The following is a 22,073-nucleotide window of genomic DNA, read 5'->3' as shown; positions in this document are numbered from 1 at the left end:
AAACCTCATGTCCAACCCCGGTGCCTCAGATACAACGCCCATCCGTTCCATTTCGCAGCTTGCCGAACTGCTTGCGCAGGGCTGCAAGCCGCGTGATGCGTGGCGCATAGGCACCGAGCACGAAAAATTCGGCTTTATGCGGCCCGAGGCCGTGGTGGGCGATGCCGCCCCGCAGGCCGGTGGCGCAGCGTACGCAACCCCACCCTATACCCCCAACGGTATAGAAACCCTGCTACGCAACCTCCACAAATCCGAACCGGATGACTGGACCTCCGTGCTTGATGACGGACGCATTATCGGGCTTAAAGGTCAGGGGGAGGCCGCAGGTGCGGCCATATCGCTCGAACCCGCCGGGCAGTTCGAACTCTCGGGTGCCCCCTTGCGCACCCTGCACGACACGGCCGAGGAACTGAGCAACCATTTTGATGCCGTGCGCCCGCTGGCGCGCAAGCTGGGGCTGGGCTTTGCACCTTTGGGCTTCCACCCCACCGCGACCCGTGCCGACCAGCCATGGATGCCCAAAACACGCTACGGCATTATGCGCGACTACATGCCCAAGGTCGGCACCATGGGGCTGGACATGATGCAGCGCACCTGCACCGTGCAGGTCAATCTGGACTTTGGCTCCGAGCAGGACATGGTGCGCAAGATGCAGGTCTCCATGGCCCTGCAACCCGTGGCCACGGCGCTGTTTGCCAACTCTCCGTTTGTGGAGGGCAAGCCCAATAACTTCCTTTCCAACCGCGCACGGGTCTGGACCGATACGGACAATGCCCGCTCGGGCATGCCGCCCTGCGTGTTTGAAAAAGACTTTGGCTTTGAACGCTACGTGGAGTGGGCGCTGGACGTGCCCATGTACTTCATCATGCGGGACGGCAAGATGCGCAATGTGGCTGGCCGCTCCTTCCGCGCATGGATGAAGGGGGAACGCCAGGACGGGCTGGAAGACGTAACGCCCACCATGGGAGATTTTGAGGACCACCTGACAACCGCCTTCCCCGATGTGCGGCTCAAACAGTTCCTTGAAATGCGCGGAGCCGACGCCGGATCGCCTGAGATGATGATGGCCCTGCCCGCTCTGTGGACCGGCCTGCTGTATGATGACTCAGCACTGGAAGCCGCATGGGAACTGGTGCGTGCGCGCCCATGGGAAGACTACGTAAAACTGCGCGAACTTGTGCCCATGATGGGGCTGGACACACCATGGGGCGAAGGCACGGTGCGCGACCTGGCAGCACACATGCTCTCGATTTCCATGGATGGTCTGCAAAACCGCGATATGGTGGATGAACAGAGCCAGACGAGCGAATGGGTCTATCTGGCCCCGCTCACAGCCCTTGCCGCGGGGGCACCCACACAGGCCGAACATTGGCTGGAACGCTATTACGGCCCGTGGATGGGCGATGCCTCACGCATTTTCCTTGAAAGCGAAATCTGATTACAGCACGGACAAAAGGCGCTGCTCCAGTCTGGCGGACTGGACCTGCGCCCTAAGCTGCTCCCGCGCCACCGCGCGCGCCGCCTGCCCCATGCCGCCCCGCACACCCGACTGCAAAATATGAGCAAGAGCCTGAGCCAGCGCCTGCGCATCCCCCGCAGGCACAACCATGCCCGCTCCACCCAGCATGGCTGCGTCCAGCCCGGACTCGCTTGAGGCCACAACCGGCACGCCGCACATCATAGCCTCGGCCGCCACACTGGGCAGGCCCTCCCGGTCCCCGCCCGCTGCACGCACACTGGGCACAACCAGTGCCACTGCGTGTTCAAGCTGCTGGCGCAACTGCCCCGCACTCAGCCAACCTGCAAAACAGACATGCTCCACCCCCTGCGCCTGCTGCTCCATGGCCGCACGCATTGGTCCGTCACCCGCCAGCACGACCGGGGGCGTTATGCCCCACCCGGCCAGAATACGCAGGGCGTCAAGCAGTACGGGGAGCCCTTTTTTTTCCACAAACCGTCCGGCAAACACCAGACGGTCAAATGGCCCACGGGCAGGCGGTACATCCTCCGTGCCAATACTCAGCACCTCCAGCTTGTGGGCAGGTGCGCCGCGCTCTAACAGTTTATCCCGCACTCCATCGGAGACACACACAAACAAGGCGCTGTAGTCCAGCAATGCCTGCCACCGGCGCTGAAAAATAGGCGCGGGAAAACGCTTTTGGTAATGCCGGTCCTTGAACGCATCCCCCCCATGGAAGGTTACCACCAGCGGCAGGCCCAACTGCCGGGCAATAGGCAGCGCCAACGCGCCACCCCGGCCAAACTGCGCATGCACCACAACAGGAGCCAGATCGGCCACCGCATGACCTGCCCTCCACCCCATTTGTTTAAACGCCAGCCGCCGCAATGGCCCCAACATGGAACCTTCGCCAATAATGCGTAAGGTGGTGGCCATATCCGCCGGAGGGTTATCGCGGTGGCAACCGACCCAGTAGGGCCTAAGCTGGCTGAAGGCCATGTACTGCCTGCGCATGAAGGCCTGCTCGGATGCGGGCAAAAGCCGGTCCCGGTATACAAGGCATGCCTTCATCTCACGCTCTCCCCGCCTGTGCCACCACCATGGCGCATTATGCAGACCGCCCAACCAGCAGGCGGCTCGCACTGAGCAATGCTGCAAACAGGGCCACGCAGCCCGCTACCAGCAGACATTCACGGTTGGCCGCATCGGCCCAGAGGGTAAAAAAAGCAGCAACGCCCATAGCACCAACGGTCTGACCAGCTTGGCGGGCCACCTGCACCATGCCGCTGGCTCCACCAGCCCTGTGCAGCGGGGCTGCGACCATCATCGCCCTGTTGTTGGGGGGCTGAAAACACCCAAAGCCCCACCCGGCCAGCGCCGTACGCCATGCGATATCCCACAGTGCGGGGTGCGCAGGCAGTTGCCAGAGCAGAAAAAAGCCGGATGCCGTAAGCCCCAGCCCAATGGAGGATAGGACCCCAGCGGAAATACGGTCCGCCACCCGGCGGATAACCGGAGCCGAGAGGATGATGCCAATAGGCCACGGCGTAATGAGCAGCCCCGTCTGGGCAGAACTCAGACCCAGCGCGTCATGCAAGGTAAAGGGCATGGAAACGATGTAAAAATTGGAGGCAATAAAGCCGCAAAATCCGGTGGTAAACGCCACGGCAAAGTCTGGCCGTCGCAACAGGTCAACCGGCAGAATGGGCTGGGGAATATGGGCCTCGCGCCGCACCAGCCACATGCCTGCCATAAGCCCACAGGCCAGCAGGGCCAAAGAGGCGGCCCAGTTCTGGGCATGCGCCAGTCCATCGCCCCCCATAATGCAGGCCCCAAAAGCCACAACGCACAGCAGACTGCCGGTTACGTCGGGCATATGGGGTGCGCGCGGGGTGTTGGGCAGGGCATAAAACGCCATACCAAGGGCTGCCGCCCCCAAAGGCAGGTTGATCCAGAACAGCCATGGCCATGAGGCAAAGGTAAGAATACCCGCAGCAGCCGTTGGCCCCAGAGCCACGCCAAGTGCCACAACCAGCCCGTTGAGCGCCATACCACGCCCGATTTCCGCCGAGGGGTAAATAAAGCGCACCAGAGCGATGTTCACGCTCATGATGCAAGCGCCCCCTATGCCCTGCAACACCCGCGCACCCGCAAGCACGGGCAGGCTGGTTGCCATGGCGCACAGGAGCGAGGCCACCATAAACAGCAAAATACCCGCCCGGCACAGCCGCGCAAACCCCACGCGGCTACCAAGAGCAGCCAGTGGTAGCAAAGAGACCAGACTGGCCATCTGATACGCGTTGACGATCCAGATGGAGGAGGAGGAAGAGGCCCGAAGGTCCCGCGCTATGTCCGGCAGAGCCACATTGGCAATGGCGTAATCCAGCAATGCCAGAAAAACGGACAGGGAGACCGCCAGCATAGCCCAGTTTCTGGCCGAGCCATGCAGACCATCGGAGGGGGCTGGCTGGCGGGGCGTGGTCTGCTGGGGGGGCGTCATGCTGGGTTCTGGCTCCTTGTGGGGGCGCCATGCTGCTGCCTGTGGCAGAGCTGTCAGCCCAATGACAAAGCCGCAGCAGACACCCCTTTGCGCAAGTCCTGACCTGTTAGGGTCAGGGATTATTCGCATATGGGTTTTTGGTGCCGCGCATCTGTAGCCGAATGGGCACGCCCGGCAGGTCAAACGCTTCACGCAGGCCATTAACCAGATACCGCTTGTAGTCATCGGGCATCTGCTCGGCTCTGGTGCCAAAAACAACAAAGGTCGGTGGGCGGGACTTAACCTGCGTCATGTAACGCAGCTTGAGCCGCCGACCATCCACCAATGGCGGCTGGTGACGTTCAAGCATTTCCTCAAACCAGCGGTTCAGGGCCCCTGTGGGTACGCGGGCGTTCCACACGGTCCATGCCTCGCGCACGGCGGGGAGCAGCTTTTGCACCGCCGAACCGGTCAGGGCGGAAAAGGTCACAACCGGCACGCCGCGCATCTGAGCAAGGGAGATGCTCAGCCGGTCCATAATGGCCTTGCGCGTGAGTGTGCGGTCTTCCACTGCATCCCACTTGTTCAGGGCAAGCACACAGGCCCGCCCTTCGCGCTCGATCAGACGGGCGATCTGTAGATCCTGCTCATGCACACCAAGCGTTGCATCCAGCACCAGCACTGCCACTTCCGCCATTTTCAGGGCTTCAATGGAGGCGGAGACGGACATTTTCTCCAACGCCTCATCAATACGGGCCTTTTTGCGCAGACCGGCCGTATCAACAATTTCGAATGTATCGTCCCCATCATGCAGGGTTACGGCAATGGAATCACGCGTAAGCCCTGGCTCGGGGCCGGTAATCATGCGTTCTTCACCCAGCAGGGTGTTCAGCAGGGTGGACTTACCCGCGTTTGGCCGCCCGACAATGGCAATTTTGAGCGGGCCTTTGGGGCGAATGTCTTCCTCTTCCGAGAGTTCGGGTTCGGGGGCCCATTCGTCCTCTTCCTCTTCCACCTTGTCGGCGGGCAGGCGTTCGGCAATTTCCCACATCAGGTCGGTCACGCCCTCGCCATGTTCGGCGGACAGGCCGAGCGGGTCACCCAGACCCAGCCTGTACGCTTCCAGCGCTGCCGCCGTACCCTGCCGCCCTTCCGCTTTGTTGGCGATCAGCAGCACGGGCCGGTTCTGGCGGCGGATCCATTGGGCAAAATGCTCATCAGCGGGGGTAATGCCCGCGCGCGCATCTATGCAGAACAGAATAAGGTCCGCATCCTGCACAGCACTCTCGGACGAAGCGCGCATACGGCCAAACAGGCTGTCTGGTGCGGCCTCTTCCAGCCCGGCCGTATCAATCAGACGGATGTGGCGGCCACGTACAAGGGCCACACCTTCCTTGCGGTCACGGGTGACACCGGGCGTATCCGCCACCAGCGCCTGCCTGCGCCCAACCAGACGGTTGAACAAGGTGGATTTGCCCACATTGGGGCGACCGGCAATAACAACAACCGGAAGGTCCCCCGTCGGTATCGGCGGGAGGGGGCGCATGGACTTGCGACGTTCAACCATAGGAGATCAGGTTTCCGTCATTTGTTACGATAAGCATCTGGTTGTCCACAACAATAGGAGGCACGAAGGACGTGGTCTCCATTGCATCAATAGAGATAATTGCGCCAGTCAGCGGGTTAATACGGATCATGCCGTTTTCTGGCAGGGTACTCAGGCACACAAGCTGGCCGCCCGCCATAATGGGGCCAAACCATGTGATAATGTCCTTGCTTTCCTTGATCTTGCGGAAGCGGCGGAGCTGGGTGATCCAGCGGACATGGCCTGAAAGGCGGTCGATACAGGCGATCTGCTGGTCGAGGGAAACAACGTACAGCCAGTCCCCCACGCACAGAATACTGTTCTGGCTGGCAACGGAGCGTTCCCACACACGGCGGCCTGTGCGGATATCCACCGCGGCAAGCACCTGCGCCATGCTGATCGCATAGACAACGCTGCCCACAATAACCGGCAGGCCGCGCACACAGTTGAGGTTGAGCGTGCTGGCCTGCGAGCCAACATTGCCGAGCATTTCGCTCCACACCACCTCACCACTTTCCGCACGGAAGGCAATCAGGTCGCCCCCGCCAAAACCGGCCACCACAACGCCATTGGCGTAGGCGGGGGCCGCCTGACCAAACACCGTGGTCTCGGCCGCGGTTGCGGCGTACGTCCATATCTGGTGGCCTGTTGCCGCATCCAGTGCGAAGAACCGCTCATCAATGGTACCAAAATAGACCCGCCCTTCGGCAATGGTCGGGGCGGAGCGGCCGGGGGTGCCAACATCTGTCCGCCATTTGACCTTGCCCGTGGCGGCATAAACGGCAACAGCCTGCGAAATGCCGTCCACAATATACAGCACATCCCCATCAACCCCGATCCCGCCGCCGGTATTGCTGGAACGGGACTGCTTGGGCCGTGGGTTAAAGGTCCACACATGCCGCATGGCAGGCCATGTAAAGGCACGGATAACGCCCTGCGCATCCATAACAAACAGCCGCCCGTTATGGACAACCGGCACGCAGGACAGCATGCCCCGTCCGAGCGAGCCAAGGGCCGCCCATGCCATAAGGTCCGGCTGGGAAATACCAGCCCCGATATTGTGCTGCCAGCGCCGGTGCAGCCCACCCCACGCATAGTTGCTGCCCGTATGCGCGGGCACACGGCCATTAATCGGCCATTCGGAAACCGAGATCGGAGCGGGCAGTGCAATGGCGGTGTGGTCTTCCTTATCCACCATCAGCCCCGCGCCAGAAGACAGCACATCCGTACGGTGCCCGGCCAGAAGGGGTTTTTTATCGTCGTCGTCATCAGCACAAGCGGCCAGTGTGGGAGCCAGAGCCGCACCTGCCAGCAGGCTCCTGCGGGTCAGGCCAGACCGGGCGGCGGCGCCAATATATGTCTTGCTGCTCATGGTTTTATCCTGCTGACGGATCAAGGGCCTGCATCATATCCTGCGCCCGGTTGCGTACACCTGCGGGTGTTTCGGCCGAGTCTACAAGGGCCGACAGTTTTTTGCGGGCATCGTCCTTATGCCCCTCACGCACATCCAGAACAGCCAGTGCCTCCACGGCAAGACCGTTCCATGCCTTGCCCTGCCCGGTCAGCAGGGAAAGACGTGAACGCAGGGTAGGAATATCCCCCGTATCAAGCTGGTGCTGGCACCACAACAGGGTTGCAATGCTGCGCAGGGCGGGGTCCGCATCCGGGTTGTCCTGCACGGCACCCCATGCGGCCAGTGCGGCTGCGGCATCGCCACGGGCGGCCTGCACTGCGGCTTCCTGCATCCGGGCCAGCGTGGCCACACCCTGATCGCCCGATGTCGCCAGCTTTTGCAGCGCGTCCAGACCGCTCTGCGCTTTGCCTGCAAGGGCAACTGGGCTGCTGCCCACCTGATCGGGCAGGTGATCGGTCTGGCGCAAGGCGGCCAGATACGCGCCTGTTGCTACCTGATCCAGAGCCTTGTGCCGCGCAAGCTGCCATGACCACAGGCCCGCCCCCGCAACAACGACCACAACGACAGCGACCGCCACACCAGCATAACGCCGGGCGAGCATACGCATGCGTTCAGCCTTCAGCTCTTCGTCAACTTCCCGGTAAATATCCTCTGCCACGATCCGGCCCGTTCCTGTTCCTGCCAATGCATGCCTATCCGTATTATGGCATATCTGCCCCAGCCGGACGCATGACACAAGGCGCAGCGTGTCTGTTGTACGCCCGTTATACCGTGTTCGGGGCCAACAGGCGCACATCAAATTATGCAAAAATGCCTTAATGGGCAGCTTTTTGCAGCTTCGCACCCCCAGCTTTGAGTGCGGTTGTCAGTTGGGTAAAGTTCGCCCCTATGCGCTGCTGCACGGTGGTGCTGCCATCGTGGATATAGGCAATTTTGTCCCGCGCATCGTTGCTGATCGCGGTTTCTTCCTTCACTGCGGTCTTGGAAACACAGGCATTGTAGGTGCGGGCTGCTTTTTCGTAAGCGCTCACCTTATCCACGCTGGCATTGTATTTTTCCACGGTGGATACATCAACCACTGGCGCATCCGGTTCCGCGCCACAGGCGGACGGCACCCAGACCCGCTCCGCCGCATGGGCGGGAGCACACGCAACCATAGCAACCAGCCCCCCGATGGACGCCAGCAAAAAACCTTTCTGCAACATTGCCAAAATACCCTTATTGTCCAGACAGCGGACCAAAGCTGGCTGGCCTGCTCCACCCGAGCAGACCCCATTGCACAGCAACGGTCCATCTTCTGGCATACGCTGTGTAAATGTCCATATCCGCTCAACTTGGAAAAGACACGAAGAGACAGTATAGCCTGATCGCATGCGCATTCTTTTTATTACGGCAACCCGCCTTGGGGATGCGGTAATTTCCACCGGCATTCTCAACACGCTCATCCGGCAATGGCCCAATGCGCGCATAACCGTTGCCTGCGGGCCTGTAGCCGCAGGACTGTTCAGCCACATGCCCGGACTCGAGCGGGTGCTGGTCATGCGCAAACGCCGCTACGACATGCACTGGCTGGACCTGTGGAAGGCCTGCGCCCCCACAAAATGGGACATGACCGTAGACCTGCGTGGTTCGGTCATAAGTTTTGCCCTGCGCTCGGGGCGGCGGCTGGTTATGCGGGGTGGGCGCAGACCCGGCAGACGGGTTGGCCATCTGGGTAGCCTGCTCGGCCTCTCCCCTGCACCACACCCCACGGTCTGGCTGAACGAGGCGGACAGGCAGGCAGCGGCGGACATGATCCCCCCCTCCTCCCCTACTGCTCCGATTATTGCCCTTGGCCCCACCGCCAACTGGGTTGGCAAAATCTGGCCCACGGCCAATTACCTGCCCCTGTGGCAGCAGCTTGCGGCCACCTACCCCCATGCCCGCCCCGCCATTTTTTATGGCCCCGGCACGCAGGAGGCGGAACTGGCCCGCCCCGTATTGAACGCCCTGCCCAACGCCATAAATGCGGGGGGACGCTTTGCCCTGACCGAAACCGCCGCCATGCTGGGCCGTTGTGCACTCTATATCGGCAACGATTCTGGACTAATGCATCTGGCGGCAGCGGCGGGCACACCCACGCTGGGGCTGTTTGGCCCCTCACGCGCATCGGAATACGCACCAACGGGCGCTGTAACGCATTGGGTGGAAGCGCCGGGGCCGGAGGGGCATGCCCCCATTGCCGGGTTAAGTGTTGAGCGGGTGGCCAGTGCTGCTCTAGCACTCCTGCGCCAGACCCAGACGTGAACGTGCTGCCTCTGGCACCAGAGCATCGCCCGGTCTAGGGTTGTCCCACAGGCCTGTCCTTGCAGTAGGGAAGAACATACCATGCCATTGCCAGCCTCATCCCATATCACCCGGCTTGAGGGCCGCTGCGTTATCAAACTCTCCGGCGTGGACCGTGTGCGGTTTTTGCAGGGGCTGGTCACAGCGGATATTGCGGCCCTGCAACCCGCTCAGGCGGCATGGGCTGCGTGCCTGACCCCACAAGGCCGCTGGCAGGCTGATTTTTTTGCCATTCCAGACCCGGACGATACCTGCCTGCTGCTGGACTGCGCCAGCGAACAGGCCGAGGCCCTGCGCACCCAGTTAATGCGCTTCCGCCTCCGCTCGGATGTGCAGATGGAACTGACCGCGCTCCCCGTTTATGCCGCATGGGGCAACAGACCCGACGCCGCCCTGCTGGAAAACGCAATCAGTGTTGCAGACCCCAGACTGCCCAATGCGGGCTGGCGGCTGATAGACCCGCCCGCCAGCACGGAACAGACCGCCACACAACTGGACTACGACCTGCACCGTCTGGCCCTTGGCCTGCCCGATGGCGTGCAGGACTGCGAACCCGGCCGCACACTGGCGGCAGAGGCCAACATGGACCTGCTGGGCGGCATTGCATGGAAAAAAGGGTGCTACATGGGGCAGGAGATCACGGCCCGCATGCATTACCGCACCCTGCTCAAACGCCGCATGGTACCCGTTGCCGCCACAGCCCCCCTGCCCGCACCCGGCACGCCAATCCTGCACAACGGGCAGGAGGTCGGCACCCTGCGTTCCTCGCGCGATCATGTCGGGCTGGCACTGCTTAAGGTCGACATGGCCGACAAACCCCTGACCTGCCTTGACCATAACGTGGTTGCCCGCCCCCCCGCGTGGCTGCTACCTGCCCTTGGCACACCCCCAGAACCCTCCGCCACCACACCGGACACCCCATGACCTACACCGCCCCCGACGCCACAATGCTTGATGCCATGCTGAACACGGTCAAATACGATGCATCCGGCCTGATTGCCGCCATCGCCCAGCAGCATGACACGGGCGAAGTGCTGATGATTGCATGGATGACCGCCGAAGCCCTGCGTGAGACACTGCTCACCGGGCAGGTCTGTTACTATTCACGCAGCCGCAAAAAGCTGTGGCGCAAGGGGGAAACCTCCGGTCAGGTCCAGCATCTGCACGAAGCCCGGCTGGACTGTGATGCAGACGCCGTTCTGCTTCTGGTCAACCAGATTGGCGTTGCCTGCCACACGGGCCGCAGAAGCTGCTTTTACCGCGCCTTCACCCCCACCGGGCTGGTGGAACTGACCAAGCCCGAAATTGACCCCGCCGAACTTTACCACACGCACGGCCACACCCACGCCTGAAGGGGGAAGTTATACCCGCCCCTTTGCTGCCAGCAGGTCCAGCACGGCGGATGCTGCGGCATCCGCTGGCAAAGCACCCCCCGGTCCTTCCAGCCCGTGCAGGATTGCGGCAAAGGCGGCCTTCTGGGCCTGTGCCGCCGCCGGGTCTTCAAACAGCTTGCGCACTTCACGCGCCAGCACGTCCGGGGCGCAGTTTTCCTGCAACAATTCTGGCACAACCTCCCGCCCGGCCAGCAGGTTGACCATGGCCACATGGGGCACACGGATCAGCCTGCGCACCATAAACGCGGTCAGGGGGTTAACCCGGTAGGTCACGGCCATGGGCACACCCGCAAGGGCCAGTTCCAGCGTGGATGTGCCAGATTTGGTCAGCGCTGCTCCGGCGGCGGCAAATGCATCGTGCTTGTCCTGCACATCGGTCACCACAATCGGGTGGACGGGCCAGTTGCGCACCGCCTGCTCCACGGTGGCCGCCACCACGGGGGAGACGGGCACTACCGGCACCACATCGGGCAGAGTAGTACGGAGCAGGGCCAGCATCTGCCCAAACACCGGCAGCAGGCGTGGCACTTCCGAGCGGCGGCTGCCGGGCATAAGCACGAGCACCCGCGCGTTATCCGCCAGCCCGTGCCGCGCCCTGAACCGCGCGGCATTACCCTCCTGCGCGCCAGATTGCAGGACCGGGTGGCCCACAAAGCGGGTTTTTAACCCATGCCTGCCAAAAAACTCTTCCTCAAACGGCAGCAGGCACAGCAGTTCGTCCCATAGTCCGGGGAATTTGCGCACCCTTTTCTGCCGCCATGCCCATACCTGCGGGGCCACGTAATGCATGCGCAAAATACCCAGCCCCGCAATCCGCCGCAACAGGCGCAGGGCAAAACCGGGGCTGTCTATGGTAATGACCAGATCTGGCTTTTGGGTGGTAATATCCTCCACCGCCTGATCGAGCCTGCGCGAAAGCTGGCGCACGCGCGGTAAAATTTCCACCAGCCCCATGACCGCCAGATCCCGCATGGGAAAAAGGCTGACAAACCCCTCCGCCGCCATACGCGCACCCCCCACCCCGGCAAAGCGGATATGGGGGTTGCGCGCACGCAATGCGTGAATCAGCCGTGCGCCCAGCACATCTCCACTCGCTTCTCCGGCCAGTATCCATACAAGAGGTGTGGAAGAGGAAAGACCGACCATATTCATGCACCTAGAACGCAAACCGAGCCTGCCACCATTCCGGTCAGACAGAGGATGCGCAAGCCGTGATAGGGAAAGAAAAACCTTTCCGCACATAAAAAGTCCGGTTTATGCCTGTGGGCACCGAACCACCAACCCTTAGCATACAGGATATTTTCTGCCTCGTGAGTGTTCAGCAGTATATGCGTGAATGGACGGAACAGCCCGTCCGTAACGTTCTGGCCGGCATGGTCGGCACCTTTGCCCTTATTCCCGAAGTTATCGCTTTTTCGTACGTGGCGGGGGTCGCGCCGGAGGTGGGGCTTTTTGCCTCGTTTGTGATCAGCATCGCCATTGCCATAACGGGGGGCAGGCCGGGCATGATCTCGGGTGCGGCGGGGTCTGTTGCACTGGTTGCAGCGGATCTGGTGCATGGGCATGGTTTGCAATACCTGCTGCTGGCCACCCTGCTGGCGGGGGCTTTTCAGGTCTTGTTCGGGCTGTTGCGGCTGCAAAGCATGATGCGCTTTGTCTCGCGCGAGGTGGCCACAGGCTTTGTCAACGCGCTGGCCATTCTTATCTTTTCCGCCCAGATCCCGCAGATGTTGCATGTAACATGGCACACCTACGCCCTGATCGCCCTTGGGCTGGCCATTGTGTACCTGCTACCACGGCTGAGCACGGCCATTCCCTCCCCCCTTATCTGCATTCTGGTGCTGACCGGGATCAGCCTTGTTGTTCCCATGCCCATTCATGTTGTGGCCGACCTTGGTGCCCTTCCCACCGGTCTGCCCCATCTGACTATGCCGCATGTCCCCATGACATGGGCCACATTCCAGATCGTGCTGCCCTACGCCTTTGCCATGGCCATGGTCGGCTTGTTGGAATCGCTCATGACCGCAACGGTGGTGGATGAACTGACCGACACCCACTCCAGCAAACGTATGGAATGTACAGGGCTTGGCATTTCCAACATTTTTGTGGGCCTGTTCGGGGGCATGGCCGGTTGCGGAATGATCGGCCAGACCGTAGGCAACCTGCGTTATGGCGGGCGGGGCCGCCTGTCCACCTTTACGGCGGGGGCTTTTCTGCTTCTGCTGCTGGTGGCCATGCACCGGTTTGTCGCGCAGGTGCCTGTTGCCGCCCTTGTGGCCATTATGATCATGGTATCCATCAGCACTTTTTCGTGGTCATCCCTGCGCGAGTTGGTGGGCCATCCCAAATTGTCCTCCACGGTCATGCTGGCAACCGTTGTGGTGGTTGTGTTCACGCATGATCTGGCGGCCGGTGTTGCCTGTGGCGTACTGCTGAACGGGCTGTTCTTCTCGTTTCAGGTCATGAAGCTGGTGCAGGTGAGCATACAGGACAGCCCCGATGGCATGACCCGCACCTATGGTGTGCATGGCCAACTCTTTTTTGCCTCGACCAGCGTGCTGACCGATGCCGTGGATTTTCAGGGAACCGCCACAAATGTGGTGATCGATCTGGCCGATGCCCATCTATGGGACATCAGTGCCGCCGACACGCTGGAAAAAACCGCAACACGGCTGGAGGGGCGCGGCAAAACGGTACGCATTGTCCATGCCGATGCGCGTGCTGCCAAGCTGCTGGCAACGCTGGGGCACCCCAACCTGCTGGCCTGACCGCAGCACCCGCCGCGCGTCTGACCAGCCTCCTATCCGCGTTGCTGGAACAAATACCAGCCGCCCGCACCCTAACCCGGTGTCGGGCGGTTTTTTTGTGTTTTGGGCACAAGCCGCGTAGCCAGCACCACAGCCGCTATGGCCGCGTAGATAAATGGCTCAACATGCCAGACCTTGAAGGCAAGACTGTAATGTACGCAGGCCAGCACCATGGCCACGTAAACTGTTTTGTGCAGCGGTGCCCACCGCTTGCCAAGCCGCATGATGGACTTGCGCGTGGACGTGGCAGCCAGAACGCACAGAATAACAAAAGCCAGCAGACCGAAAACCAGAAACGGGCGTGTAATAAAATCTCCCCATATCCGGATCGGGTCCAACTCGCGCGCCCATGTCAGGTAGAGGGTAATGTGCAGGGCCGCGTAGGTAAAAGCCAGCAGACCCAGCGGACGGCGGTAGAGAATAAGATTGATCCCTCCAAACCGCCGCAATGGCGTGACCAGAAGGGAGATCAGCAAAAACCGGAACGCATAACGCCCGAAGTCATGCAGGCATTCCCGGTAGGGTTTTGGTCCCAGCCAGCCCATCCACCCTTCCACCAGATCAAACACGGCAGGCAGCAGGAACAGACTGTAAAGCAGGACCTGCCGCGCCAGTGGCGACAGGTTTTTGCGCCGTGCGCGACCGGCAACTGGTGGAGCCATTGTCTGCCCTTTTCCTGACTGATGCCCAACCTTGCCATGCAGCACGGCCATGCCATGCGCCTTAACCTTGGGAGGACTTTGTGCGTTATGTCCATAATACGCAAAAACAGGCAGGAGTCTCTGATATCATGAGCACAGCAAAGACAATCGGCTTTATCGGGTTTGGCGCCATGGCCAGCCGCATGGCCATTAACCTGAAAAAAGCCGGGTTTGCGGCTGTAGCCTACACGCCCTCGGGCAAGGGAGGGGATGAAAACACCGCCTTCCTGCCCACCCCGTCGGACGTGGCCAAAACAGCCGATATCGTGCTCGTATGCGTACCTGATGACGAAGCACTGGCCGCCAGCATGTATGGCCCACAGGGGGCACTTGCTGGCATGCCGGAAGGCGGGTTGCTGCTGAACACAAGTTCCATCTCCCCCGAAGCCGCGCAGGAACTGCTGGATGCGGGGCAAAAGCTCAAGGTCAGTGTTGTGGACTGTCCGGTTTCTGGCAGCACGCCGGAGGCGGACAGCGCCAGTCTGGTCGTGCTGGCAGGTGGGAGTGATGAGGAACTGGCCCGCGCCAAACCTGTGTTTGACGCCATTGGACGCCTGACCATTCATGCCGGTCCCGCAGGCAGTGGCGCGCGGCTCAAACTGGTGATCAACGGCATTATGGGGGCGGGGCTAGCCGCAGTAGCCGAGGGCATTGCCTATGGTCTGGCCGCAGGGCTTGACCGCTCCATGCTGTTTGATGCGCTGGATAACATGGCCGTGATCTCCCCCCACCACAAACGCAAGATCAAAATGGCCAAGGAAGGGGATTTTTCACCCCAGTTCCCCACCCGGCTGATGCAAAAGGACATGCGTCTGCTGCTGGACGCATGCGCCCGTCTGGCCGTGCCCGCGCCCACCATGGCCGCAGTCACGCAGGAACTCTCCCTGACCCGCCGCGCGGCGGCGGATGCGGACTACTCGGCCCTGATCGGGGTTCTGGAGAACATTGTTGCCAACGACCCGTAAGGTTTTTGCACGCGCAAAACCGCCTAACCCCGCTCGAACGCACGCAGGGCCTTAACGCCCTGCCACATCAGGGCCGCCCTGTCCCCCAGCCCACGGGGGCGGGCCGCCTGCGTGGTGCCGCGCGCAAGGTCCCGCCGGGCCAGCACCGCAAGCGGGGCGGCAAGGCGGCAGGGTGGGGGCAACTCGGGCCAGTCCAGCGCATCCAGCCATGCCTGACCCTGTAGCCTGAGGGCATCTGTGCCTTGGGGGCAAATAAACCGCCCCGATTGCTGGAGTGCGGGCCAGTGCCGCAACATGGCCCCTGCCCCATAGGCCATGCCACCGGCCTCCAGCCGCAGCAAAAGCCCCTCATCCTCCAGCCCAAGCAGTTCGCCCACCGCGCGTTGCAGGGCACCGGGACCATTGCGCATCATCGCCTCCCACGCGGGTTGATCACGCGGGCCGCTCAGTTCCATCTCGCAAGAGTGAACAAGGCGGAGCAGCGTGGCCTGCCGGGCCTGCTGGCGCTCCATCATACCCAGCAGAAAAGGGGCAATATTGTGTTCGGGCGGGCGGGTTTTTTCCAGCACCTCGCGCCACCATTGCAGGCGGATCAGCCCGGCCATAGGACCTGCAACAGCCGCCGAGCGGGCCGGGGCCAGCGCGCGAATCAGCTCATTATGGAAGGCCAGCAGCACCAGCCCCCCCGGCTGTGCGGACATGGGCAAAAAACGCGTACAGAGCAGCCTGTCCGCATCCCCTGCGGCAAGCCCTGTCAGAGCCTGCATATCGCTGTGTAATGGAGGGGTGTTCATGGCTGTATCCTGCTTCTCAAGTCTGGTGGCATGTTGCAAATTCGTGCTGTTTCATGCGTAATGCACATATAGCTTTCCTTACGGACTGCCGCGCCACCCCACCCCCACCAGCAGGGCAAGTTTCCGTGAGCAAGGGAAAAGAGACAGCGGCCCCACCTGCTAGCTCTGTGCCATTTGGTACGCCCATAGCTCTGGACAGGCGCGTTTTTGACACGCCCTGCTTTATACGACGGAGTTATGTCATGGCTTTTGAACTGCCAACCCTCCCTTACGCCCCCAACGCCCTTGCCGCCCGTGGCATGTGCCAGGAAACACTTGAGTTCCACCACGGCAAGCACCATCAGGCCTATGTGAACACCCTGAACACACTGCTTGAAGGCAAGCCCGACCTTGCTGGCAAGTCCTTGGAAGAGATCATTCTTGCTGCCCACGGCAAAGCTGATCTGACCGGCCTGTTCAACAATGCCGGCCAGCATTGGAACCACTCCTTCTTCTGGAACAGCCTGTCCACCTCCGGTGGTGCCATGCCCGAAAAGCTGGGGGCTAAAATTGCCGCCGACTTTGGCAGCATCGACACCTTCAAGGACGAATTCCGCAAGGCTGCCATTTCCCAGTTCGGGTCTGGCTGGGCATGGCTGGTGCTGGGCAAGGATGGCAAGCTGGCCATTACCAAAACCCCCAACGGCACCAACCCGCTGGCCGAAGGCCAGGGCACGGCCCTGCTGACAGCGGACGTTTGGGAACACTCCTACTATCTGGACTTCCGCAACCGCCGCCCCGACTACATCACCAACTTCCTGGACAAGCTGGCAAACTACGAATTTGCCGAAGCCCAGCTGAACGCGGCCTGAGTGTAAGCCCCCGGCCCTTATCCGGTCAGGTGCAAAAAAGGCGGGGTCCCTTTAGGGCTCCGCCTTTTTTCATATCGGCCATTCCATACGGTGTGCAGCTTATGCACACAGCCCCCCTTGATTGTCCTGTTCGGCCTTCCAATCTTAGAACTGTCAACACGGCAGACCATGCCCTTCGTTGCCGCAAAGCGGGACGGGGCAAGGCCTTCAGTCGCCTAAGATTAAAGGGACAAGAGGGATATTATGGATATTGCAAAATTTACCGAACGCTCGCGCGGTTTTCTGCAGGCAGCACAAACCATTGCACTGCGTGATTTTAACCAGCAGCTTACGCCTGAGCATCTGCTCAAAGCCATGCTGGACGATGAGGAAGGTGCCGCATCGGCCCTGATCCGTGCCGCTGGCGGCAGCCCTGAAGGAGCGCGGGCAGCCAACGAACAGGCTTTGGCCAAACTACCCAAAGTACAGGGTGGTGGGGCAGGCCAGCCTGCGGCAACCCCCGATCTGGTGCGCGCACTGGATTCGGCTGAACAGATTGCCCAAAAAATGGGCGACAGCTTTGTGGCGCAGGACCGCCTTCTGGTCGCCCTTGCCGCAACAGACAGCCCGGCCGGGCAGGCGCTCAAAAACAACGGCGCCACACCTGATGCGCTGGAAAAAGCCATAGCCACCATCCGCAAGGGACGCACCGTGACCAGCGAAAACGCTGAAGCCAATTTTGACGCGCTCAAAAAATATTCGCGCGACGTGACCGAAGTCGCCCAGCAAGGCAAGCTGGACCCGGTTATTGGCCGGGATGAGGAAATCCGCCGCGCCATTCAGGTGCTGGCCCGCCGTAGCAAAAACAACCCGGTGCTTATTGGCGAGCCCGGCGTGGGTAAGACCGCCATTGTGGAAGGTCTGGCCCAGCGCATTGTTAATGGCGATGTGCCCGAAGCGCTGAAGAACAAAAAGCTGCTCTCGCTCGACATGGGGGCACTGGTCGCTGGTGCCAAATATCGCGGTGAGTTTGAAGAACGCCTGAAAGCCGTGCTCAAGGAAATTGAGTCCGCCGAAGGGCAGGTCATCCTGTTTATTGATGAAATGCACACTCTGGTTGGCGCAGGCCGGACCGATGGCGCCATGGATGCCTCCAACCTGATCAAGCCCGAACTGGCCCGTGGCACTCTGCACTGCATTGGTGCAACCACGCTGGACGAATACCGCAAGTATATTGAAAAAGACGCAGCCCTCGCGCGGCGCTTCCAACCCGTTTACGTGGGCGAACCCTCGGTGCCGGACACCATTTCCATCCTGCGTGGGATCAAGGAAAAATACGAACTCCACCACGGCGTCCGTATTACCGACAGCGCACTGGTTGCAGCGGCCACTCTGTCCAACCGCTACATCACCGATCGCTTTTTGCCTGACAAGGCAATCGACCTGATAGACGAGGCCGCAAGCCGCCTGCGCATGCAGATCGACAGCAAGCCCGAAGAACTGGACGAACTGGACCGCCGTATTATTCAGCTCAAGATCGAGCGCGAGGCTCTGCGTAAGGAAGACGACACAGCAAGCAAGGACCGGCTGGAATCCGTTGAGGTCGAACTGGCTGATCTGGAGGAAAAATCCAACACGCTCAGTGCTGCATGGCATGCGGAAAAAGACCGTGTGAACGCGGTGCAGAAGTTGCAGGAACAGCTTGATCAGGCCCGGTCCGATGTAGAAGTGGCCCAGCGCAAGGGCGACCTGCAACGCGCATCCGAACTGATGTATGGCGTTATTCCCAACCTGCAAAGCCAGATTGCCAGCGCACAGCAGACGGAAGAGGAAGAGGCCAAAAGCGCCAACCTTGTCTCCGAAGCCGTGACAGATCAGGGCATTGCCTCGGTCGTGTCCCGCTGGACGGGCGTGCCTGTGGACCGGATGCTGGAGGGCGAACGCGCCAAGCTCCTGCGTATGGAAGACGAACTGCGCAAATCCGTTGTGGGGCAGGAACCCGCCCTGCGCGCCGTGGCCAACGCCGTGCGCCGTGCCCGTGCGGGCCTGCAGGACCCCAACCGCCCGATTGGCTCGTTCCTGTTCCTCGGCCCGACGGGTGTTGGCAAAACGGAACTGACCAAGGCTCTGGCCCGCTTTTTGTTTGATGATGACAAAGCCCTTCTGCGCATCGACATGAGCGAGTTCATGGAAAAACATGCCGTTGCCCGTCTGATAGGTGCTCCTCCGGGTTATGTGGGCTACGAGGAAGGCGGTGTGCTGACCGAGGCCGTGCGCCGCCGCCCCTATCAGGTCATTCTGTTTGACGAGGTGGAAAAGGCGCATGAGGATGTATTCAACATCCTGTTGCAGGTGCTTGATGATGGCCGCCTGACCGATGGTCAGGGTCGTACGGTGGACTTCCGCAACACCTTGATCATCCTGACCAGCAACCTTGGCTCGGAATATCTGGCCAACCAGCCCGATGGCGACACCCCGGCCATGGTGCAGGCACAGGTCATGAAGGTGGTGCGCGAGCACTTCCGCCCCGAGTTCCTGAACAGGCTGGATGAGGTTATCCTCTTCTCGCGTCTTCAGCGGGTGGATATGGCCAAGATTGTGGATATCCAGATCAGCCGCCTGCAACAGTTGCTTGAGGACCGCAAGATCAACCTGCACCTTGATACTCTGGCTGAAACATGGCTGGCGAACGAAGGGTACGACCCGGTCTATGGCGCACGCCCGCTTAAAAGGGTTATCCAGCGCAGCCTGCAAAACCCACTGGCCGGGCAGTTGCTCGAAGGTGCGATCCATGACGGGGAGACCGTTAACATCTCCGCCAATGGTGATGGTCTGCTGATCAACGGCAAAGCCGCGGCAGAACCCGAACCAGCATACTAAACCGGGCCACCCGGCCCGTAGCGACATACAAAAAACGGGAGGGCACGCGCCTTCCCGTTTTTTATTTTTATGAAGGATAAAACCATGTCCGAGCCTGAATGGCTTGTATGGGCCAGAGAGGTTCAGGCCATTGCCCAAACCGGGCTGACCTTTGCCAAAGACCCGTTTGACCGCGAACGCTACGAAATGCTGCGCGCTCTGGCTGCCAGAGTCATGGCCCATGGCAGCGGCGCATCCATACAGCAGATTGAAAACATGTTTGCCCGGCAGGCAGGCTACGCCACCCCCAAACTGGAAGTCCGGACAGGTGTGTTTGACGCGCAAAACCGCCTCCTTATGGTGCGCGAAGTACTGGACCAGAACCGTTGGACCGTGCCCGGCGGCTGGGCGGATGTGAACCTGACCGCCTCCGAATCTGCTGCCAAGGAAGTGCAGGAAGAAACCGGCTACACGGTACGGATCTCCCGTCTGGCCATGGTGCTGGACCGGGCCAGACAGGGGCATGAACCACCCGAGGCTTTTTCCATTACCAAGCTGTTTTTTCTGGGAGAACTGACCGGGGGCACACCTGCCACCAGTATTGAAACCAGCGAAATCCGCTTTTTTGCACGCAATGAGATCCCGCATGACCTTTCGACCGGACGTATCTCGCGCCATCAGATCGACCGGTTGTTTGCCCACCATGCCGATCTGAGTCTGATGACGGAATTTGACTGAGTGAAAAATGCAACGCGGGTCATGCGTGCGCGGGCTACCGGGTTATCCGGCTCCGCCCTGCTCGCCGCAGGTCAGCCTGATGCACAAAGCACAGGCTGTTTTTGAACTGACCACCTACCCCAGTCTGACCTAAGCCATCTGGGGGGTAATGTGTTTGAACTGCCGCTCAAAGCGTGCCCGGTCCTCGGCTAGCAGGCGCACGGTTATGTCCGCCTCTTCCTCCCGGTCATGGCGGTCAATAACCTCGCCGTGCTGGTACAGCCAGGCCAGTGCAGCGCCATCGGCCAGTGGCATGGCGTAGCGCACCATTTCCATGCCCGATGTAATGCGCTGGTCAATACGGGCCAGAAGCCGGTCCAGCCCATCGCCCGTAATGGCGGAAATGGCAACGTTTTCGTCCCCCTGCAGGGCCGCTGCCTGCTCGCCCAGCAGGTCCACCTTGTTCAGCACCTCAATCACGCGGGAAGGCCAGTCCTGCTCCAGCATGTTGTCCTTGGCCATGCTTTGCAGCACGCCGAGCACGTCCTTTTTCTGAGTTGCGCTGTCGGGGTGGGCAATATCGCGCACATGCAGAATAATATCGGCCTCGGCCACCTCTTCCAACGTTGCGCGAAAAGCCGCGATCAGCTCGGTAGGCAGGTCGGAGATAAAACCCACCGTATCGGACAGAATGACCTGCCGACCGGATGGCAGCTCGATTGCGCGCATGGTCGGGTCCAGCGTTGCGAACAACTGGTCCTGCGCATACACGGTGGCGCCCGTTAAGGCGTTGAACAAGGTAGATTTGCCCGCATTGGTGTAGCCAACAAGAGCCACAACGGGGAATGGCACACGCTTGCGTGCCTGCCTGTGCAGCCCACGGGTGCGGCGCACCTGCTCCAGATCCTTTTTAAGCCTTACAATACGCTCGCCAATCATGCGGCGGTCGGCTTCGATCTGGGTTTCACCCGGACCACCCAGAAAGCCAAAACCACCACGCTGGCGTTCCAGATGGGTCCAGAGCCTGACAAGGCGGGAACGCTGGTATTCCAGATGGGCCAGTTCGACCTGCAACGACCCTTCCCGCGTGGCGGCGCGGGCACCAAAAATATCCAGAATAAGCCCGGTACGGTCAATAACCTTGCAACCGAACTCGGTTTCCAGATTCCGCTGCTGGGCGGGGGTTAGCTTGGTGTCCACCACCAGCACGTCAATATTATCGGCCTTGATGGCAATGCGGAGGGAATCGATCTGCCCTTTGCCCAGCAATGTGGCCGAGCGGCGCATACGCAGCAGAAGAACGGCTTTACGAACAATAACCAGACCAATGGAGGCGGTCAGGCCAACGGCTTCTTCCAGTCGGGCTTCCGCAGCCCTTACGTCCTGCCCGTGGGCTGAGCGCTCCCACGGCAGAATAACGGCGGCACGCGTTGCAACCGTTTGTTTTTTCTCAGTAAAACTCGTCGCCAAGAGATGGTTCCTTGTCCGCCTTTGCGCCCGCTCCGGTGGAGTCTGCAATATCTACGGGAATGCTGGGCATAACAGTGCTGATGGCATGTTTGTAAATAAGCTGGGTCTGCTCATCACGCCGCAGGAGCACCACCTGATCATCAAACCACGTAATAAAACCCTGAAGTTTGACACCATTGACCAAAAATACGGTCACGGCCGCCCGGGAACGGCGAATCTGGCCTAAAAATGCATCCTGCACATTATGTGCACTCTCTTTTTCCACTGTGTGAGA

21 protein-coding genes are annotated in these 22,073 nt (G+C 60.8%); 10 read left to right on the top strand and 11 right to left on the bottom strand.

The genetic code is table 11. From position 1 onward, the window contains the following. Nucleotides 1–7: 7 nt before the first annotated feature. Nucleotides 8–1,438, top strand: coding sequence for a glutamate--cysteine ligase (locus tag GOB86_RS02235; RefSeq protein ID WP_165990763.1), 1,431 nt, complete (start codon nucleotides 8–10; stop codon nucleotides 1,436–1,438). Here the strand turns inward: GOB86_RS02235 and GOB86_RS02230 are convergent, their stop codons facing one another. The 6 genes from GOB86_RS02230 to GOB86_RS02205 form a co-directional block, all read right to left on the bottom strand. Next, on the bottom strand, nucleotides 1,439–2,530 hold the full coding sequence (locus GOB86_RS02230) for a glycosyltransferase (protein WP_165990762.1): 1,092 nt from the start codon (nucleotides 2,528–2,530) through the stop codon (nucleotides 1,439–1,441). It lies immediately after the preceding gene. Nucleotides 2,531–2,567: 37 nt separating this feature from the next. Further along, nucleotides 2,568–3,959, bottom strand: a complete 1,392-nt coding sequence (locus GOB86_RS02225) for an MFS transporter (protein ID WP_165990761.1) — start codon at nucleotides 3,957–3,959, stop codon at nucleotides 2,568–2,570. 112 nt (nucleotides 3,960–4,071) lie between these two features. Beyond that, the gene (gene der / locus GOB86_RS02220) at nucleotides 4,072–5,484 is read right to left on the bottom strand and encodes a ribosome biogenesis GTPase Der (protein WP_165990862.1); all 1,413 of its coding nucleotides are present in this window, start codon (nucleotides 5,482–5,484) and stop codon (nucleotides 4,072–4,074) included. 13 nt (nucleotides 5,485–5,497) lie between these two features. Continuing rightward, nucleotides 5,498–6,895 (bottom strand): outer membrane protein assembly factor BamB family protein, encoded by a 1,398-nt coding sequence (locus GOB86_RS02215; RefSeq protein WP_165990760.1) that lies wholly within the window; start codon nucleotides 6,893–6,895, stop codon nucleotides 5,498–5,500. A 4-nt stretch (nucleotides 6,896–6,899) separates the two neighbouring features. Beyond that, a complete protein-coding gene (locus tag GOB86_RS02210) occupies nucleotides 6,900–7,595 on the bottom strand; it encodes a tetratricopeptide repeat protein (protein WP_165990759.1) in 696 nt (231 codons plus the stop codon). A gap of 157 nt (nucleotides 7,596–7,752) precedes the next feature. Then, the gene (locus GOB86_RS02205; RefSeq protein WP_165990861.1) at nucleotides 7,753–8,142 is read right to left on the bottom strand and encodes a hypothetical protein; all 390 of its coding nucleotides are present in this window, start codon (nucleotides 8,140–8,142) and stop codon (nucleotides 7,753–7,755) included. 166 nt (nucleotides 8,143–8,308) lie between these two features. Here GOB86_RS02205 and GOB86_RS02200 point away from each other — a divergent pair, with 166 nt between their 5' ends. From GOB86_RS02200 to hisI, 3 genes are all read left to right on the top strand, one after another. Beyond that, nucleotides 8,309–9,223, top strand: a complete 915-nt coding sequence (locus GOB86_RS02200) for a glycosyltransferase family 9 protein (RefSeq protein ID WP_165990758.1) — start codon at nucleotides 8,309–8,311, stop codon at nucleotides 9,221–9,223. 87 nt (nucleotides 9,224–9,310) lie between these two features. After that, nucleotides 9,311–10,186, top strand: coding sequence for a CAF17-like 4Fe-4S cluster assembly/insertion protein YgfZ (gene ygfZ, locus GOB86_RS02195; RefSeq protein ID WP_165990860.1), 876 nt, complete (start codon nucleotides 9,311–9,313; stop codon nucleotides 10,184–10,186). Next, entirely contained in the window at nucleotides 10,183–10,614 is a 432-nt protein-coding gene (hisI, locus tag GOB86_RS02190) for a phosphoribosyl-AMP cyclohydrolase (RefSeq protein ID WP_165990757.1), read from the top strand. The genes ygfZ and hisI overlap by 4 nt, the downstream gene beginning before the upstream one ends. Nucleotides 10,615–10,623: 9 nt before the next feature. Here the strand turns inward: hisI and lpxB are convergent, their stop codons facing one another. Next, nucleotides 10,624–11,802 carry a lipid-A-disaccharide synthase gene (gene lpxB / locus GOB86_RS02185; protein ID WP_165990756.1) on the bottom strand — a complete coding sequence of 393 codons (1,179 nt, stop codon included), beginning with the start codon at nucleotides 11,800–11,802 and terminating at the stop codon, nucleotides 10,624–10,626. A 182-nt stretch (nucleotides 11,803–11,984) separates the two neighbouring features. Between lpxB and GOB86_RS02180 the strand changes: the two genes are divergently transcribed. Then, nucleotides 11,985–13,424, top strand: coding sequence for a SulP family inorganic anion transporter (locus tag GOB86_RS02180; protein WP_194301041.1), 1,440 nt, complete (start codon nucleotides 11,985–11,987; stop codon nucleotides 13,422–13,424). 71 nt (nucleotides 13,425–13,495) lie between these two features. Here the strand turns inward: GOB86_RS02180 and GOB86_RS02175 are convergent, their stop codons facing one another. Further along, nucleotides 13,496–14,125 carry a ferric reductase-like transmembrane domain-containing protein gene (locus tag GOB86_RS02175; RefSeq protein WP_165990859.1) on the bottom strand — a complete coding sequence of 210 codons (630 nt, stop codon included), beginning with the start codon at nucleotides 14,123–14,125 and terminating at the stop codon, nucleotides 13,496–13,498. A gap of 128 nt (nucleotides 14,126–14,253) precedes the next feature. On the opposite strand from GOB86_RS02175, the gene GOB86_RS02170 reads away from it, so the two are divergent. Further along, nucleotides 14,254–15,129 carry an NAD(P)-binding domain-containing protein gene (locus GOB86_RS02170; protein WP_165990754.1) on the top strand — a complete coding sequence of 292 codons (876 nt, stop codon included), beginning with the start codon at nucleotides 14,254–14,256 and terminating at the stop codon, nucleotides 15,127–15,129. 23 nt (nucleotides 15,130–15,152) lie between these two features. On the opposite strand, the gene GOB86_RS02165 is transcribed toward GOB86_RS02170, so the two are convergent. Continuing rightward, entirely contained in the window at nucleotides 15,153–15,923 is a 771-nt protein-coding gene (locus GOB86_RS02165) for a squalene/phytoene synthase family protein (RefSeq protein ID WP_165990753.1), read from the bottom strand. A gap of 242 nt (nucleotides 15,924–16,165) precedes the next feature. Between GOB86_RS02165 and GOB86_RS02160 the strand changes: the two genes are divergently transcribed. The 4 genes from GOB86_RS02160 (at nucleotide 16,166) to GOB86_RS16325 (ending at nucleotide 20,483) form a co-directional block, all read left to right on the top strand. After that, on the top strand, nucleotides 16,166–16,774 hold the full coding sequence (locus GOB86_RS02160; RefSeq protein ID WP_165990752.1) for a superoxide dismutase: 609 nt from the start codon (nucleotides 16,166–16,168) through the stop codon (nucleotides 16,772–16,774). A 243-nt stretch (nucleotides 16,775–17,017) separates the two neighbouring features. After that, the gene (gene clpB / locus GOB86_RS02155) at nucleotides 17,018–19,633 is read left to right on the top strand and encodes an ATP-dependent chaperone ClpB (protein ID WP_165990751.1); all 2,616 of its coding nucleotides are present in this window, start codon (nucleotides 17,018–17,020) and stop codon (nucleotides 19,631–19,633) included. Between the two features lie 84 nt (nucleotides 19,634–19,717). Further along, a complete protein-coding gene (locus GOB86_RS02150; RefSeq protein ID WP_165990750.1) occupies nucleotides 19,718–20,350 on the top strand; it encodes an NUDIX hydrolase in 633 nt (210 codons plus the stop codon). A gap of 7 nt (nucleotides 20,351–20,357) precedes the next feature. Then, entirely contained in the window at nucleotides 20,358–20,483 is a 126-nt protein-coding gene (locus tag GOB86_RS16325) for a hypothetical protein (RefSeq protein ID WP_277875430.1), read from the top strand. Here GOB86_RS16325 and hflX read toward each other — a convergent pair. Further along, on the bottom strand, nucleotides 20,480–21,799 hold the full coding sequence (gene hflX / locus GOB86_RS02145) for a GTPase HflX (protein ID WP_165990749.1): 1,320 nt from the start codon (nucleotides 21,797–21,799) through the stop codon (nucleotides 20,480–20,482). The genes GOB86_RS16325 and hflX overlap by 4 nt on opposite strands. Next, nucleotides 21,780–22,064, bottom strand: coding sequence for an RNA chaperone Hfq (gene hfq, locus GOB86_RS02140; RefSeq protein WP_059024200.1), 285 nt, complete (start codon nucleotides 22,062–22,064; stop codon nucleotides 21,780–21,782). Before hfq ends, hflX begins: the two co-directional genes overlap by 20 nt. Nucleotides 22,065–22,073 lie beyond the last annotated feature (9 nt).

Source organism: Acetobacter lambici (genome assembly GCF_011516885.1).
In the GTDB taxonomy this organism is placed as follows: domain Bacteria; phylum Pseudomonadota; class Alphaproteobacteria; order Acetobacterales; family Acetobacteraceae; genus Acetobacter; species Acetobacter lambici.
Note: the sequence above shows the minus strand (reverse complement) of the source record. Positions and strands in the feature narration are given on the sequence as shown.

Bases quoted from the DNA above. Each gene is read 5' to 3' on its own strand.
- GOB86_RS02235 (WP_165990763.1), top strand. From the start codon at position 8: ATGTCCAACCCCGGTGCCTCAGATACAACGCCCATCCGTTCCATTTCG.
- GOB86_RS02230 (WP_165990762.1), bottom strand. From the start codon at position 2,530: ATGAAGGCATGCCTTGTATACCGGGACCGGCTTTTGCCCGCATCCGAG.
- GOB86_RS02225 (WP_165990761.1), bottom strand. From the start codon at position 3,959: ATGACGCCCCCCCAGCAGACCACGCCCCGCCAGCCAGCCCCCTCCGAT.
- der (WP_165990862.1), bottom strand. From the start codon at position 5,484: ATGCGCCCCCTCCCGCCGATACCGACGGGGGACCTTCCGGTTGTTGTT.
- GOB86_RS02215 (WP_165990760.1), bottom strand. From the start codon at position 6,895: ATGAGCAGCAAGACATATATTGGCGCCGCCGCCCGGTCTGGCCTGACC.
- GOB86_RS02205 (WP_165990861.1), bottom strand. From the start codon at position 8,142: ATGTTGCAGAAAGGTTTTTTGCTGGCGTCCATCGGGGGGCTGGTTGCT.
- GOB86_RS02200 (WP_165990758.1), top strand. From the start codon at position 8,309: ATGCGCATTCTTTTTATTACGGCAACCCGCCTTGGGGATGCGGTAATT.
- hisI (WP_165990757.1), top strand. From the start codon at position 10,183: ATGACCTACACCGCCCCCGACGCCACAATGCTTGATGCCATGCTGAAC.
- lpxB (WP_165990756.1), bottom strand. From the start codon at position 11,802: ATGGTCGGTCTTTCCTCTTCCACACCTCTTGTATGGATACTGGCCGGA.
- GOB86_RS02180 (WP_194301041.1), top strand. From the start codon at position 11,985: ATGCGTGAATGGACGGAACAGCCCGTCCGTAACGTTCTGGCCGGCATG.
- GOB86_RS02175 (WP_165990859.1), bottom strand. From the start codon at position 14,125: ATGGCTCCACCAGTTGCCGGTCGCGCACGGCGCAAAAACCTGTCGCCA.
- GOB86_RS02170 (WP_165990754.1), top strand. From the start codon at position 14,254: ATGAGCACAGCAAAGACAATCGGCTTTATCGGGTTTGGCGCCATGGCC.
- GOB86_RS02165 (WP_165990753.1), bottom strand. From the start codon at position 15,923: ATGAACACCCCTCCATTACACAGCGATATGCAGGCTCTGACAGGGCTT.
- GOB86_RS02160 (WP_165990752.1), top strand. From the start codon at position 16,166: ATGGCTTTTGAACTGCCAACCCTCCCTTACGCCCCCAACGCCCTTGCC.
- clpB (WP_165990751.1), top strand. From the start codon at position 17,018: ATGGATATTGCAAAATTTACCGAACGCTCGCGCGGTTTTCTGCAGGCA.
- GOB86_RS02150 (WP_165990750.1), top strand. From the start codon at position 19,718: ATGTCCGAGCCTGAATGGCTTGTATGGGCCAGAGAGGTTCAGGCCATT.
- GOB86_RS16325 (WP_277875430.1), top strand. From the start codon at position 20,358: ATGCAACGCGGGTCATGCGTGCGCGGGCTACCGGGTTATCCGGCTCCG.